We start from the raw sequence: 14,335 nt of genomic DNA on the forward strand, positions 1-14,335 counted from the left end.
AACGATGTCAACCGTGGACACTCGGCAGGCGCTGCGACCGGCCATCGTGATCGGTGCACTGGGCGTGGTGTTCGGTGACATCGGCACCAGCCCGATCTACACCCTTCAGACCGTGTTCAATCCCGGCGACCCGCACCCCGTGCCGATTTCGACGGCCAACGTCTACGGCGTGGTGTCGACGATCTTCTGGTCGGTGATGATCATCGTCACGCTGACCTACATCACGCTGGTGATGCGTGCCGACAACAACGGCGAAGGCGGGATCATGGCGCTGATCACGCTGTTGCGCCGCTGGAACGGCCAACGCCGCCACCGCACCGCGATGGTGTTGGCCGCGCTCGGGATCTTCGGGGCGTCACTGTTCTTCGGCGACAGCATGATCACGCCTGCGATCTCCGTGCTGTCGGCCGTCGAGGGCCTGAAGGTCATCCAGCCGGGCTTCGAGGATTTCATCGTGCCGATCACCGCGGTGATCATCGTCGGGTTGTTCTCCGTCCAGCGACACGGCACCGCGGCGGTCGGACGGTTCTTCGGGCCTGTGATGATCGCCTGGTTCGCGGCGATCGGCGCGTGTGGAGTGCTCGGCATCATCGACAATCCCGAGATACTCAAGGCGCTTTCCCCGACCTACGCACTGACGTTTCTGGTGGGCCACTTTCACATCGCGTTCTTCTCGCTGGCCGCGATCGTGCTTTCGGTCACCGGGGCCGAGGCCCTGTACGCCGACATGGGCCATTTCGGGCGCAAGGCCATCACCATCGGTTGGCTGGGGCTCGTGCTGCCGGCCTGCACACTGAATTACTTCGGCCAGGGCGCCCTGGTGCTCGCCGACGAGTCGAAGGTGAGCGCGCCGTTCTTCCTTCTCACCCCGGAGTGGGCCCGCATTCCGATGGTGCTGCTTGCGACGGCGGCGACGGTCATCGCGTCGCAGGCGGTGATCACCGGTGCGTTCTCGGTGGCGTCGCAGGCCTCCCGACTCGGCTACCTACCGCGGCTGCGCATCGAACACACGTCGGCGTCCACGATGGGTCAGATCTACGTGCCATGGATCAACGGCGTGCTGACGGTGATGGTGCTGATCCTCGTCTTCGCGTTCCGCAGCTCGGCCGCCCTGGGCTATGCCTACGGCATGGCGGTCACAGGAACGATCACGATCGTCGCCGCGCTGTTCTTCTACTACGCCCGATCCAAATGGCGATGGCCCCTCTGGGTGGTGCTGAGCGTCGGCGGCTTCGTGCTGCTCGTTGATTTGATGTTCTTCGCCGCCAACATGACCAAGCTCGTGCACGGCGCCTGGTTGCCGCTACTGATCGCCACCGTCGCATTCACGGTGATGACCACTTGGCAGAAGGGTCGCGAAATTGTCACGCGCGCAAGGGAAAAGGCCGAAGGCCCGCTGCGCGAGTTCGTCGACGGCCTTCGCGACTGCGAGCCGCCTCTGGTGCGAATGGCCGGCACGGCGGTGTTCCTCAACCGCGGCAAGGAGACAGCGCCGCTTGCGATGCGGGCCAACGTCGAGCACAACCGGGTGCTGCACCGGCATGCCGTCGTGATGTCTCTCGACACGATGCCCGTGCCACGAGTCCCCGACGACGAGCGGATAACGATCGACGAACTCGGCTACAAGCGAGACGGCATCATCCACGTCAACGTGTGCTACGGCTACATGGAACGGCCGGATATTCCTGCGGCGCTGCGACTTCTCGATCCCGCGCACACCGAAGGACACATCGACGTGGACACGGCTTCGTACTTCCTGTCCAAGCTGGAGCTGATGGTGGGCGACGACGCCACGATGTCGCCATGGCGCAAGCGCCTTTTCATTGCGACGTCCTACATCACCGCCGACGCCGCGGCGTATTTCAATCTGCCGCTGGACCGCACGGTCATCATCGGCTCACGCATCGAGGTCTGAGCGTCAGCCGTCTTCTTTGTCGTCGTTGTCGTCGTCGTCGTCGCTGTCGTCCTTGTCGTCGCTTTTCGCCTTGTCCTTCGTCTCGTCCTTCTTTTCGTCTTTGTCTTTCTTGCCGTCCTTCTTGCCCTTGCCGAGCTCGATCGTCGCCCAGTGACCCGGGGAGACGAGCACCGACCAATCGCCGTCGCCACGGCCCAGCTTGAGAACGCCGTCGTCGACCTCCCACTTGGTGTCGTCGTCGTAGGTGTCTTCTTGTCCGTCGATGTATGTGAGTTTGAACGCCATGCTGACGGATACCCACATTCGCGTCTGCTCAGCCCAACGGCGACAAACCCGCGGAGCTCAGCGTGTATGCGCGGTGTTCCTGCGGTCCCGCGGTGGCCAGCTCGAGCACGGACTTGCCGACCTGCTCGGCGGTCAGCACAGCCGGAAGGGACAGCACGAACTCCTCTACGTCGACACCCTGGCGCTCGGCGTAGGCCGCCACCGCCTGTGCACCCAGCTCGGTCGAAGGCGTCAACGTAGGCAGCACCGATACGAAGTCGATGCCGAGCCCGGCGCGCTGCGACTCGAGTGCCGCGTAGGCCGCGATCAGCCGGACGGTGGCCTTGGCTCCGGCGTAGCCGCCACTGAGCGGCGATCCGTTGATCGCCGCGCCGCTGGAGACCGCGATGACGGTGCTGCCTGGCGCAAGGGGCTGCAGCAGCGCTTCCCGGACCCAGTGAAATGCCTGGGCCACATCGACATTCCAGTTCCTGCTGAAGGATTCCCACGTCTGCTCCTGCAGCGGGCTCATCCGCGGCGCCGCACCTGCACACAGCACGACCGTGCGTGGCTGGTACCGCTCGATGAGCCGGTGAGCGGTTGCGGGGTCGGCGGCATCGGCGGTGACGGTGCCCCCGCTGCGGGCGACGCCGATCACCTCGGCTCCCGCTGCGGTGAAGGCCTCGGCGATACCGCGACCGAATCCTCGACTGGCGCCGGTCACTATCACGGTGGAACCGGCAATGGTGTTGTTGGGTTGGTTCATATCAAGTCAGATGCATGCCGGGAGCTGGATTCGTCGGGTGCTGGTCGATGAATTCCGGCCGCCGGGCGTATCTGTATTGGAAAGACCGCGATACGCGCGATAGGTAGGTAGGAGGGGCGCCGTGCCGGCCCAGCAGGACTTCATCGAGCAGGCAGCGCCGTTTCGCGCCGAGTTGATCGCACACTGCTACCGGATGCTGGGCTCGGTGCAGGACGCCGAGGACCTGGTGCAGGAGACGTACCTGCGCGGTTGGCGCGGCTACGAGGCGTTCGAGGAACGTGCAGCGTTGCGGACCTGGCTGTACCGCATCGCGACCACCGCGTGCCTGCGCGCGCTGCAGAACCGCGCCCGCCGCGTGCTGCCCGCTGGACTCGGCGCCGGTTCCATCGATCCCGATGTCGACATCGACGCGAGCAAGGCCGGCTTCCCGTGGCTAGAGCCGATTCCGGACACGTTCACACCGGAGACCGCGGTGACGGCACGGCAGAGCATCCGGTTGGCGATCGTGACGGCGATGCAGGAACTGCCCGCCCGCCAGCGGGCGGTGTTGATCCTGCGCGACGTGGTCCAGTTCAGCGCCGCCGAGGTGGCTGAACTCCTCGAGACCACACCGGCCGCGGTCAACAGCGCGCTGCAGCGGGCCAGGGCCCATCTCGCCGCCGTCGCGCCCAGCGACGACGAGATTCCCGAACCCGAAGACCGCGAGCTGCTCGCACTCGTCGAACGTTATTGTGCGGCTTTCGAAAACGGCGACATGGCCGCGTTGACCGCGCTCCTGCGGGCCGACGTCACGCTCGAGATGCCACCGTTCGCCGTCTGGTTCACCGGCCGCGACGCGGTGACGCGATTCCTGTCCGCGCGTGCGTTCACCGAACCCGGCGCTGTGTCGATGGTTCCGACATCCGCCAATGGTCAACCGGCCGTTGCGGATTACCGCCGCGACGCCGCGGGAGTGCTGCAGGCCCACGCGATACACGTGCTCACTCCCGGCGAGGACGGAATCGGCGCGATCACCGTCTTTCTTGATCCCGGGCTGTTCGCGGTGTTCGGCCTGCCGTCAACGCGATGACGGCCGAAACACCACCCAGCGCATCGCGCTGTACATGTAGACCGCTTCGCAGGCACCCGCCGCGATCCGCGCGACGTGATACTCGACGCCGAGTGCCGTCAGCCCGCTGGAGACGCCGAGAATGAACGCCAGGTAGTTCACGACGACCACCGCCACGTACACCGCGAACTGCGGGCCGACCGCGCCATGCGATCTGAAGTTCAGTATGCGATTGAGTAGGTAGCTCAGCGTGAATGCGCCTGCATACGCCACTGTCACCGCGACGGCCAGTGGGACGCCTAGCCGGCCGTGTAGCGCGCTCAGGAGCACCAGATCGACTCCGAACGTGCAGCCGTTGAGGATGACGAAGCCCAGAAAGGTCGGCGCCACAACGGAATTCAGCCCGAACGGCAGCCGGGCAACGACGACCTCGCAACACCGATGGAAGCGCTCGACCGGCCGCAGGGATGCCTCGGGCTGCACGCTCATGCAGCAACGCTGGCATGGCCAGGTGGCTGCTTGCTGAGCAGCGGGCAAACGTCAGGTGATGCCGAACCGGGTCAGCAGATCGACCGTCCGCCATCCGATCAGTAGGGCGAACGCCGCCAGCAGCGCAACCGTCGCTGACACCTGGACCAGCGTCCGGTGCTCACGCGGTGCATACGCGTACGCGGCTGCCACCGCCGCCCCGGTGACAAGGCCGCCGATGTGGCCCTGCCAGCTGATCTGCTGCCCTCCCAGCGCCGGAATCACGAACGTGAAAGCCAGGTTCAACGCGATGAGCCCCACCACCCAACCCACGTTGAGGTTGAGCCGCTTACCGACGACGAACGCCGCACCGAACAGTCCGAACACCGCGCCCGATGCGCCCGCTGTCGCCGCGTTGAGCGGCGAGAGCAGATACACCAGGACAGAGCCGCCAAGCGCGCTCAACGCGTAGAGCGCGATGAAACGCAGTCGGCCCAGCCAACTCTCCAGTGACGGGCCCATGACGTAGAGCGCGTACATGTTGAACAGCAGATGCGGGATGCCGTAATGGAGGAACGCAGACGTCACGAGGCGATACCAGTCGCCGGCCGCGACGGAGGGCGAATGCAGCACGAGATCGCTCTGCAGGTTCGGCGACGCTTTCTGCAGAAGGTACATCGCCACGTTGATCGCGATCAGCGCGTAAGTGACGACGGGCGTGTGCGTCGTCAGGCGCGCGCCGGACGCGGTCTGCGGCTGAGGGACCGTTCTTGCGCCCTCGCGTACGCACTCTTCGCACTGGTGACCCACCGCGGCGCTGCGCATGCATTCGGGACAGATGGGGCGGTGACATCGCGTGCAGGTCACATATGTCGCGCGATCGGGATGCCGGTAGCAGGTCGGTGCGGCCTGCGGCGTGGTCGGGTAGTTCACAGCGTTCCGAACAACTCGATCCAGTTGCCGTCGGGGTCGGCGACGAACATCCACCCCATCCCCGGCACCGGAGCGAATTCGGTCACCGGCTCGACGATTTCGTACTCGGACTCGGCGAACGCCGCCGCCACAGCGTGCAGGTTCTGCACTCCGATGGTGAAGTAGCGGACGCCTGCCTGAGCCCGGCCGCCGCCCGGCGCTGCCGGTTCCGGCGGTGGCGAGTCGAACGTCACCAGCTTCACCACGTTCTTGCCGAGCGAGTACCGCCGCTGCGAACCGCCGGGAAACTCGACTTCGCCTTGCAATTCGAGCTGCAGGAAGCCTTCGTAGAAGGCGACCATCTTGTCGAGGTTCGTGGTGACGAGGCCGACTTCGATGGCGGGACTGAGCAGGTCGAAGCGCACGGCCACGAGACTACTGGTCGACTCCCCAAACCAGACAGAACGTGTGCCCGGCCGGATCCCGGAACACCCGGAACTGACTCTCGTCGACTGCTTCGGTCACGCGGGAAGCGCCGAGTTCGAGCACCTTTGGCTCGGCTTCTCCGATGTCATCGACGAGCACATCGAGGTGGAACTGTTGCGACCCGTGCGGATCGGGGAACTGCGGCGGGTCATGTTCGGGCGAATACTGGAATGCCAGCCTGCGGCCCGCGGGGTCGGTCAGCACCACCCACGAATCGTCCTGAACGTCCACCGTGCCGCCGATGAGGCCGGCGTAGAACTCTGCCAGAGCCTTCGGTTCCCTGGCGTCAACCACCACTGCGCGAAGTTGTCCGATCATGGCGTCGGAATTACCGGTCGCGTCTCCGTCTAACCGTGCTGGAGTCCGGCTCACGCGGACGGCGTGTCACCGACGCCCGAATAACAATTCGATCACTATGCAAATCACGATCACTTAAGAGGCCGCGGCAAATATTGAGAGTTTTCAAGATCTCCGCTCGGATCTGGTCGATGACTTATCGAAATCGGCGCAAATTGCGGGCAATCTCACTCCGTTGCGCTGTAACGCTTTTCGTCGCGCACCGGCAGCCGTCGCTTCCGGAATTTGCACTCTTCGCGTTCAGCTACCTTGGTTTTCAGGGACGGGGAAAACAGCGACAAATCGCAATTCAAAGGAAGAAATGATCATGAAATTCAGTGGTACCACTGCGCGCCGTCGCGTCGCCGGTGTGGCTGTCGGCTGCGTGCTCGGGGGCGTGGCTGCAGCAACCATCGCCGCGCCGACCGCAACAGCCGCACCCGACTGCTCTGCGGCCGGGGTGTCCAACACCGTCAGCACGACGTTGGGCTCGGCGCGCGCCTACCTGAACGGCCACCCCAGCGCCAACCAGGCGGTCGGGGCCGCGTTCAGCCAGCCGCGCGACCAGGCATCGGCAACGCTGCGCGGCTACTTCACCGCCAACCCGCAGGAGTACTACGACCTGAAGGGCATCTTGGCGCCGATCGGCGACACCCAGCGTCAGTGCAACGTCTCGGTGTTGCCGCCGGAACTGGCTTCGGCCTACGGCGAGTTCATGGCCGGCTAGAGCCACGCACAAACCGCCCGCTGCAGCCGCGCGCTGTAGCGGGCGGTTTTCGTTAGCAGGGCTTAACGTCTACTCTGGTCGAATGAGGTCGACACGCACAACCGCGGTCGCGGCGATTCTTCTCGCCGGCTTGGCCGCATCGCCCGCGGTCGCCACCGCCGATCCCACTCCAGCGCCACCGCCAGGGCCCAAGACGACCATCGACGGCGATGGCACCTACGCCGTCGGCAAGGACATCCAGCCCGGCACGTACAGCTCGGCGGGCCCCGTCGGCGACGGAGCCTGCTACTGGAAGCGCACCAACGGGAACACGATCGTGGACAACGCCCTGTCCAAGAAGGCCCAGATCGTTCAGATCGACGCCACGGACACCTCGTTCACCACGAACGAATGCCAGACCTGGCAGCTGACGGACGCACCCGTGCCGCCGCAAGCGGGTCCCGGCGATCTGATGGGTGCGCTCGGCCAACTCGGGCAGATCATCGCCCGCAATCCTGGCGGCGCGCCGCCGCCCGCCAACCCGGGCGGCTAGCGGATCTTCTCGCCGTACACGCGGTCGACGGTCAACGCCATCAACACGCGGCGATCGGAGACCATCACCGCCCGGTACTCGTCCCAATCCGGATGTTCCCCGGCAGCAGCCCGGTAGTAGTCGACGAGCGCCTCGACCTCGGCGCTATGAGGGTCGGTGCCCGGTCCGGTCAGCGTGACGGAGCCCTCGGCCGTGGCCCACGCCCACCCGTCGGAACTGGTGACCTCGAGCGCGGCGCGCGGATCCCGGCGCAGGTTCGCCGTCTTGGCGCGGCCCTCGGTCATCGAGACATAGATGACGCCCGCGTCGCGGTCGTAGTACGGAGTCACGGGCGACAGCTGAGGCAGGCCGTTGGCCTTGATCGTGGCGAGCACCCCAAGCCTGCTCTCGGCGATCAGGGCATGCGGGTCGAATGTGGTGGCGGTCATGTCAACCGGCAACCGGCGATCGCATGCCCGCTATTCCGTACCCTGGCGACGTGGTCGATCTGCATCCCGACGTCGCCGTGTTGGCGCCTCTACTGGGCACCTGGTCCGGTCGGGGCGAGGGCGTGTATCCGACGATCGCCTCGTTCGGCTATCTCGAGGAAGTGACCTTCGACCATGTCGGCAAGCCGTTCCTGATCTACCGGCAGCGGACCAGGGCCACCGACGACGGTCGTCCCTTACACGCGGAGACCGGATACCTGCGCGCGCCGTCGCCGGATCGCGTCGAGCTCGTACTGGCCCATCCCACCGGCGTCACGGAGATCGAGGAGGGCACTCTGTCGAGCTCAGAAACGACCATAGAGTTGGAGCTGACCGCGACCGCGATCGGCCGCACCTCGTCGGCTAAAGAGGTCACAGCGCTGAGCCGTTCGATTCGCGTCGACAGTGACCAGTTGACCTACACGGTTCGGATGGGCGCCGTCGGCCAGCCGCTGCAAGATCATCTGGCCGCGACACTGCACAGGGCGCGGGGATGACGCTGGCCGGCCGGATCCGCGTCCCCGCCGACCTCGACGCCGTCACGGCCGTCGGCGAGGAAGACCACTCCGAGATCGATGCCGCAGCCGTCGAGCGGATCTGGCAGGCCGCGCGGCACTGGTATGCGGCCGGCATGCACCCCGCAATTCAGCTCTGCCTGCGACACAACGGCAAGGTCGTGCTGAACCGGGCGATCGGACACGGCTGGGGCAACGGACCTGATGATCCGCCCGACGCGGAAAAGGTCGCTGTCACAACGGAAACCCCGTTCTGTGTGTACTCCGCAGCCAAGGCGATCACCACGACCGTCGTGCACATGCTTGTCGAACGCGGCGTGTTCTCACTCGACGATCGGGTGTGCGACTACCTGCCCAGCTACACCAGCCACGGCAAGGACCGCACCACGATCCGCCACGTGATGACGCACAGCGCGGGCGTGCCGTTCGCCACCGGGCCGCGGCCCGACCTGAAGAGGATGGACGACAGCGAGTACGCCCGCGAGATGCTCGGCAACCTGAAACCGATCTACCGTCCCGGACTGGTGCACATCTACCACGCGCTGACGTGGGGCCCGCTGGTGCGGGAGATCGTCTCGGCCGCCACCGGTAAGAACATCCGCGAGGTGCTTGGCACCGAGATCCTCGATCCGCTCGGTTTCCGCTGGACGAACTACGGCGTGGCCGAGGCCGACGTCCCCCTGGTCGCCCGCAGCTATCCGACGGGTAAACCGCTGCCGGCACCGATCGCTGCGGCGTTTCGCACCGCCGTCGGCGGGACGATGCACCAGATCATCCCGTATTCCAATACACCGCAATTCCTGACCGGAGTGGTGCCGTCGTCAAACACGGTGTCCACCGCCGACGAGATGTCCCGCTTCGCCGAGATCCTGCGTCGCGGCGGCGAACTCGACGGCGTGCGGATCATGACGCCCGAGACCCTTCGCGCCGCTACCCGGGAGTGCCGCAGGCTTCGTCCCGACCTGGCGACGGGACTGCTCCCGCTGCGGTGGGGCACCGGATACATGCTGGGCTCCCAGCGATTCGGGCCCTTCGGACGCAACGCGCCCGCCGCCTTCGGTCATACCGGGCTGGTCAACATCGCCGTGTGGGCCGATCCGCAGCGCGGGCTGGCTGCGGGCCTGATCAGCAGTGGCAAGCCGGGCAGGCATCGCGAGGCGAACCGCTACCCGGCCTTACTCGACCGCATCACTGCGGAAATCCCCCGAATGGAAAAGAATGTTTGAGTCTCGGCCGATTCGGGAACCGGGTGTTAGCCGCTGGACCGAGCACGTCAGGCCCGAGCGGTTTAAGTCATGTTGGAGGTAAAACGTGTCGAACCAGTCCGCGGCCAGTCAGTGCACCATCAAGCGGCGCCGAGTCGATGAGATCGAGGTGCTTTCGGTGGCCGGCGTGGTCGACATGCTCACCACGTCGCAACTCGAAGAGGCGATAGCCACCGCGGCCAAGGACTCCCCGCGCGGTGTGGTCGTTGACCTCGGCGCGGTCGACTTTCTCGCCTCGGCGGGCATGGGCGCCCTGGTGGCCGCCCGCGAAGAACTACCGGCCGACATCCTGTTCGCTGTCGTCGCCGACGGACCCGCGACCAGCCGGCCGCTGAAACTGGTCGGGATCGCCGACGTCGTCGGCCTGCACGCCACCCTGGATGAAGCGCTTGCCGCTCTGGCGGCTTAACAAAAGCGCATATGGGGTAGTCGGCAGCCGAGATGTCAACTTCGGAAAAGCTTTGTAACAGATCACACTTCGCACGGATGGACGCCGTCGCCGATCCGGAGAGCGCCGCGGTCATCCGACGCGAGTTCTCGGACTGGTTGCACGAGCACTTCACGCTCGACGCGACGAAGGCCTGCGACATGGTGCTCGCGGTCAACGAGGCGTTGGCCAACGCGGCCGAGTACGCGTACGCGACGGCCGACCGCCCCGGCGTGATGCAGGTGCAAGCCGACTACGACGACGCCGCGGCCACGCTGACCGTCACGGTGACCGACCAGGGCGCGTGGCGCGAGTCTGATGCGGGCACCAACCAAATCAGAAGAGGACGCGGTATCCCGCTCATGCAGGCGCTCGCCGATCGGGCCACCCTGGATTCGTCGCCGACAGGCACCCGCGTGTGCCTGGAATGGGGCCAGGTCAGCGCACCGCACTAGAACTGGGGCAGGCGCACCACCTGAACGAAAAACTCGTCGATCTGCCGCACGGCGCTCATGAACTGATCGAGGTCGACGGGCTTGGTGACGTAGGCGTTGGCGTGCAGTTTGTAGCTACGCAAGATGTCCTCCTCCGCCGACGACGTGGTAAGTACGACGACGGGAATGTGGCACAGCTCGGGGTCGGACTTGATCTTCTCGAGCAGCTGGCGCCCGTCGTATTTCGGCAGATTCAGATCGAGCAGAATCAGATCCGGCCTCGGCGCATCGGTGAACGGGCCGCGTCGGTAGAGGAAGTCCAGCCCCTCCTCACCGTCGTGGGCGACGTGCAAGGTGTTCTTGATCTTGTTGTGTTCGAACGCTTCTCGGGTGATCAGCTCGTCACCCGGATCGTCTTCGACCAACAGCACATCGATTGCGCGGCCGTCGGCGGTCTCTGAAGTCATTCAGTTGCTCCTTCGAGGATTGCCGTTGCGTGAACGGGCAGGGTGAATTGGAAACGCGTGCCCTCGGTGTTCGAGGTGTCGATCCAGATGTTTCCGCCGTGGTGTTCGACGATTTTCTTACACAGCGCAAGCCCAATGCCTGTGCCGCTGTATGCGTCCCGGCCGTGCAGACGCTGAAAGATCACGAAGACCTTGTCGGCGAACTCGCTCGGGATGCCGATCCCGTTGTCGGACACCGTGAAAATCCAGTCGGCGTCGTCGTCGCGAACACGTTGATCGCACTCGATGACGATCTTCGGGGCCGTTCCCTCCCTCCGGAATTTCACCGCGTTGCTGATCAGGTTCTGCCACACCATCACCAACAGGGTGGGGTCACCGTCGACCTGGGGTAGTCCCCCTGGCGGCCTGGTGATCTGCGCGCCCGACTCCTCGAGCGCGGTCGACAGGTTGCCGAGGGCGGCGTCCAACGTGGTGTCCAGATCCACCTGGGTGGACGTGGCGTTGAGCCGTCCGACTCGCGAGAACGTGAGCAGATCGTTGATCAACACCTGCATCCGTTTGGCACCGTCGACCGCGTACGCGATGTATTCGGTGCCGCGCTCGTCGAGTTTGTCTCCGTAGCGTTTCTCGAGCAGCTGGCAGAACGACGCGACCTTGCGCAGCGGCTCCTGCAGATCGTGTGATGCGACATAGGCGAACTGCTCGAGTTCGGCGTTCGACCGGCGCAGCTCGACAGCCTGCTCGTCGAGGGCCGCCTGTGCCGACTGCGACGACTCCAGTTCCTCGACGATTCGCTGTCGCATGTCTTCGACGTCGGTTGCGATGGATCGAATGTCCTTGGGGCCACGGGGCACAATGCGCTCGCCGAAGTTGCCTTCGGTGATTCGCCTGCAGGCCGCGGCAAGGGCGGCCAGCGGCCGGGTGACCGCGGTTCGGATCAGCACCGCAAGCAGTACCGTCATCGCGAAAAAGGTGACGATCAGCCCGGCAAGCACGGTGTTGCGCCACGCGCGCACGTTGTGGAGCTCCTCGAGACCGGCTTGCCTGATCGCCGAAAGGTGCTCGTTCTGAGCGATGAATAGTGCTCGCAGACGGTCGAATTCGACCTTGCCGCGGTCGGCGGTCGCGTTGTCCAGCACTGTCGGCCTGCCGGGCGTGATGCTCGCGATCAAAGGATCCGCGTAACTCGTTCGCCAGTCGGCAGCCGCTCGCTCGATGGCATCGAGGTCGTCGGCGGCTTCGCGATGAGAGCCGAGATGGCTGCGAACGTCGTCAGCGGCTGACCGCTCGGCACGCTGTCCGTCGAAGTAGGGTTCGAGGAATTGCCGGTCGGCCGCGATCGCGTAGCCGCGAAGCGCCGTCTCCTGATCCCGCAGCGCGGCCTGCAACTGATAGGCGGCAACCCGCGCCGGCTGCGTGTTGTCGATCAATTCGTCGGACACGTCGTCGGTCCGGGTCAGCAGGATGCCGCCTGCGATCGCGGCGGCGAGCACCACCGCTCCCATCACTGACAGCACGACGTTCTGCCAGCCCTGCACGGTCAGGCGGCGGGTGCCCCCCGGCGAAGTCATCGTGGCGTCCGCTCGACACGCACCACCGCGATGTCGTCGGTGTGCCCGCCGTGCGTGCGCGCCCGCGCCTCCACCTCACCGATGAGCGTGTCCACAAAGGCGCGGCCCGGCAGCGCGGCAAGGGAGCGCGCGAGTTCGAGCAGGCCGTCCTCGCCGAGGCGTTCGTTGCCCTGTCCGGAGTGGCCTTCGAACAGACCGTCGGTCAGCAGCAGCAAGCCGTGTCCTTCCGGCAGTTCGAGTTCGTTGACCGGCCACTCGCGCGCGCCAAGCCCGAGCGCGGGGCCTGCGGCCGGTTCGATCCATTGCACATCGTTGTTCCCATGCATCAACATGCCGGGATGCCCAGCGCGCACCGCGTTGAATCGCAGACTGTCTGGAGCAAACGCGAGGCTCAGCAGAGTCGCGAAGATTCCCTTCGTCGGCCGTTCCGTGAGCAGGACCCGCTCGAGTTGGTGCATGCGCTCGTTGCCGCGCAGACCGGCGAATGTGAGTGCCCGCCAACCGATGCGCAAAGCCACGCCGAGCGCGGCCTCGTCCGGGCCGTGCCCGGCCACGTCGCCGACCATGACGTGCACGGTTCCGTCGGGTGTCTGCACCACGTCGTAGAAGTCGCCGCCTAACAGCGCATACGCCCGACTCGCCCGGTAGCGGGTGATGATGTCGACGCCGGGGTCGTCGAGCAAAAGGGGTGACGGCTGCAGGCCACGCTCGAGTCGAGCATTCTCCCCTGCTCGAATGCGGCTGGCGTGCAATTCGACTGCCGTCAACTCGGCCCGTTTCCGCTCGATCGCATACAGCAGCGAACGGCGGAGCGTCTCAGGCTCCACCCGACCCTTGACCAGGTAATCCTGGGCGCCGGACGCCACCGCGGAGATCCCGAAATGTTCGTCGTTCAACCCCGTCAACACCACGATCGGGATGTTCGGATCCACAGTGCAGATGCGCTGCAGCGCGTCGATGCCGTTGGCGTCGGGCAGATTCAGGTCCAGCAGCACGCAATCTGGGCGGTTGCGTGCCAGCTCCCGTTCGGCTTCAGAAACCGTGGCCTTCCACGCGAATTCAATGTCGACTGCGGCGTCGGCGATCAGCTCCTCGACCAACAACGCATCGGCGCGATCGTCCTCGACCAGCAGCACTGACAGGCGCGGCCCCGCGGCCGCGCGAACGACAGCGGGGTTGTCCTGGGAGTAATGCGGCGCGCGCATGTGCCATCACGTCCTTTTATACGTAACGTCACCCTGGCCGCGCTGACCCTTCTTCAGTGACAACGTCACGACCATACCGAGTCCGTTGCATGGGCACATTCCTGGGGAACGTCGGCCCGCTGACAGATTAGGTGGTATGGCCGTTTAGCAGTACGCTTGCGCGCGGTTCCCCGTTGCCCAGGAGAGATCATGCCCACGCTGTCCGCAAGGACCGTCTCTGCACAACCTATCCGCAGCGGCCGCTCGATTCGCCGCATCGTCCCGGGTCTGACCGCCGGTCAGTGCTTCGAAATCGAGGTCAGCCCCGAAGTCACGGGCTGGGCCATCCGGATTCCTGAGCTCGACGCCGTGGCCCATGCGACCAGGCGGGCCTCCGTCGAGATCGTTGCGCGTAAGTACATCGCCGCGCGCACCGGCATCCCGATCGGCTACATCACCGTGGACGTTCGCGACTAGCCGCACCACGACACAAAGGGCACCCGATTCGGGTGCCCTTTTCGCTATGCGCCGACGCGATGTAGTACTACCCT

19 protein-coding genes are annotated in these 14,335 nt (G+C 65.4%); 9 read left to right on the top strand and 10 right to left on the bottom strand.

Annotated features, from left to right (window positions below; genetic code table 11):
* The first annotated feature begins 4 nt into the window (after positions 1–4).
* Positions 5–1,915 (top strand): potassium transporter Kup, encoded by a 1,911-nt coding sequence (locus GGC64_RS23070; protein ID WP_192724821.1) that lies wholly within the window; start codon positions 5–7, stop codon positions 1,913–1,915.
* A 3-nt stretch (positions 1,916–1,918) separates the two neighbouring features.
* Here GGC64_RS23070 and GGC64_RS23075 read toward each other — a convergent pair whose 3' ends face one another.
* Both GGC64_RS23075 and GGC64_RS23080 read right to left on the bottom strand, forming a co-directional pair.
* The gene (locus tag GGC64_RS23075) at positions 1,919–2,218 is read right to left on the bottom strand and encodes a hypothetical protein (protein ID WP_192724822.1); all 300 of its coding nucleotides are present in this window, start codon (positions 2,216–2,218) and stop codon (positions 1,919–1,921) included.
* A 10-nt stretch (positions 2,219–2,228) separates the two neighbouring features.
* A complete protein-coding gene (locus GGC64_RS23080) occupies positions 2,229–2,945 on the bottom strand; it encodes an SDR family oxidoreductase (protein WP_192724823.1) in 717 nt (238 codons plus the stop codon).
* Between the two features lie 121 nt (positions 2,946–3,066).
* Here GGC64_RS23080 and GGC64_RS23085 point away from each other — a divergent pair, with 121 nt between their 5' ends.
* The gene (locus GGC64_RS23085; RefSeq protein WP_192724824.1) at positions 3,067–4,014 is read left to right on the top strand and encodes a sigma-70 family RNA polymerase sigma factor; all 948 of its coding nucleotides are present in this window, start codon (positions 3,067–3,069) and stop codon (positions 4,012–4,014) included.
* Here the strand turns inward: GGC64_RS23085 and GGC64_RS23090 are convergent.
* The 4 genes from GGC64_RS23090 to GGC64_RS23105 are packed head-to-tail and all read right to left on the bottom strand — an operon-like array spanning position 4,003 to position 6,177.
* Positions 4,003–4,482 (bottom strand): GtrA family protein, encoded by a 480-nt coding sequence (locus tag GGC64_RS23090; protein WP_192724825.1) that lies wholly within the window; start codon positions 4,480–4,482, stop codon positions 4,003–4,005. The genes GGC64_RS23085 and GGC64_RS23090 overlap by 12 nt on opposite strands.
* A 51-nt stretch (positions 4,483–4,533) precedes the next feature.
* Positions 4,534–5,394 carry a rhomboid family intramembrane serine protease gene (locus tag GGC64_RS23095; RefSeq protein WP_192724826.1) on the bottom strand — a complete coding sequence of 287 codons (861 nt, stop codon included), beginning with the start codon at positions 5,392–5,394 and terminating at the stop codon, positions 4,534–4,536.
* Positions 5,391–5,804, bottom strand: a complete 414-nt coding sequence (locus GGC64_RS23100; protein ID WP_192724827.1) for a VOC family protein — start codon at positions 5,802–5,804, stop codon at positions 5,391–5,393. The genes GGC64_RS23095 and GGC64_RS23100 overlap by 4 nt, the downstream gene beginning before the upstream one ends.
* A 4-nt stretch (positions 5,805–5,808) precedes the next feature.
* Positions 5,809–6,177 (bottom strand): VOC family protein, encoded by a 369-nt coding sequence (locus GGC64_RS23105; RefSeq protein WP_192724828.1) that lies wholly within the window; start codon positions 6,175–6,177, stop codon positions 5,809–5,811.
* 346 nt (positions 6,178–6,523) lie between these two features.
* Here GGC64_RS23105 and GGC64_RS23110 point away from each other — a divergent pair, with 346 nt between their 5' ends.
* Together GGC64_RS23110 and GGC64_RS23115 are read left to right on the top strand one after the other, a co-directional pair.
* The gene (locus GGC64_RS23110; protein ID WP_192724829.1) at positions 6,524–6,922 is read left to right on the top strand and encodes a heme-binding protein; all 399 of its coding nucleotides are present in this window, start codon (positions 6,524–6,526) and stop codon (positions 6,920–6,922) included.
* Positions 6,923–7,004: 82 nt separating this feature from the next.
* Positions 7,005–7,454 carry a hypothetical protein gene (locus GGC64_RS23115; RefSeq protein ID WP_192724830.1) on the top strand — a complete coding sequence of 150 codons (450 nt, stop codon included), beginning with the start codon at positions 7,005–7,007 and terminating at the stop codon, positions 7,452–7,454.
* Here the strand turns inward: GGC64_RS23115 and GGC64_RS23120 are convergent.
* On the bottom strand, positions 7,451–7,882 hold the full coding sequence (locus tag GGC64_RS23120; protein WP_192724831.1) for a PPOX class F420-dependent oxidoreductase: 432 nt from the start codon (positions 7,880–7,882) through the stop codon (positions 7,451–7,453). The two genes, GGC64_RS23115 and GGC64_RS23120, sit on opposite strands and share 4 nt — an antisense overlap.
* Before the next feature lie 50 nt (positions 7,883–7,932).
* On the opposite strand from GGC64_RS23120, the gene GGC64_RS23125 reads away from it, so the two are divergent.
* From GGC64_RS23125 to GGC64_RS23140, 4 genes are all read left to right on the top strand, one after another.
* Positions 7,933–8,418 (top strand): peroxynitrite isomerase, encoded by a 486-nt coding sequence (locus tag GGC64_RS23125; RefSeq protein ID WP_192724832.1) that lies wholly within the window; start codon positions 7,933–7,935, stop codon positions 8,416–8,418.
* Positions 8,415–9,662, top strand: coding sequence for a lipase LipE (gene lipE, locus GGC64_RS23130; RefSeq protein WP_192724833.1), 1,248 nt, complete (start codon positions 8,415–8,417; stop codon positions 9,660–9,662). The genes GGC64_RS23125 and lipE overlap by 4 nt, the downstream gene beginning before the upstream one ends.
* An 85-nt stretch (positions 9,663–9,747) precedes the next feature.
* Positions 9,748–10,110 carry an STAS domain-containing protein gene (locus tag GGC64_RS23135; RefSeq protein WP_192724834.1) on the top strand — a complete coding sequence of 121 codons (363 nt, stop codon included), beginning with the start codon at positions 9,748–9,750 and terminating at the stop codon, positions 10,108–10,110.
* Positions 10,111–10,187: 77 nt separating this feature from the next.
* Positions 10,188–10,583, top strand: coding sequence for an ATP-binding protein (locus GGC64_RS23140; protein ID WP_225952144.1), 396 nt, complete (start codon positions 10,188–10,190; stop codon positions 10,581–10,583).
* On the opposite strand, the gene GGC64_RS23145 is transcribed toward GGC64_RS23140, so the two are convergent.
* Genes GGC64_RS23145 through GGC64_RS23155 form a run of 3 tightly spaced genes read right to left on the bottom strand, consistent with a single transcriptional unit; the run spans position 10,580 to position 13,805 of the window.
* On the bottom strand, positions 10,580–11,029 hold the full coding sequence (locus tag GGC64_RS23145; RefSeq protein WP_192724836.1) for a response regulator: 450 nt from the start codon (positions 11,027–11,029) through the stop codon (positions 10,580–10,582). The two genes, GGC64_RS23140 and GGC64_RS23145, sit on opposite strands and share 4 nt — an antisense overlap.
* Positions 11,026–12,600 (bottom strand): ATP-binding protein, encoded by a 1,575-nt coding sequence (locus GGC64_RS23150; RefSeq protein WP_192724837.1) that lies wholly within the window; start codon positions 12,598–12,600, stop codon positions 11,026–11,028. Before GGC64_RS23150 ends, GGC64_RS23145 begins: the two co-directional genes overlap by 4 nt.
* The gene (locus tag GGC64_RS23155) at positions 12,597–13,805 is read right to left on the bottom strand and encodes a PP2C family protein-serine/threonine phosphatase (RefSeq protein ID WP_192724838.1); all 1,209 of its coding nucleotides are present in this window, start codon (positions 13,803–13,805) and stop codon (positions 12,597–12,599) included. Before GGC64_RS23155 ends, GGC64_RS23150 begins: the two co-directional genes overlap by 4 nt.
* Positions 13,806–13,994: 189 nt before the next feature.
* On the opposite strand from GGC64_RS23155, the gene GGC64_RS23160 reads away from it, so the two are divergent.
* Entirely contained in the window at positions 13,995–14,261 is a 267-nt protein-coding gene (locus tag GGC64_RS23160) for a long chain fatty acid-CoA synthetase (protein WP_225952145.1), read from the top strand.
* Positions 14,262–14,335: the final 74 nt, after the last annotated feature.

This window comes from Mycobacterium sp. OAS707, from assembly GCF_014873705.1.
Classification (GTDB): domain Bacteria; phylum Actinomycetota; class Actinomycetes; order Mycobacteriales; family Mycobacteriaceae; genus Mycobacterium.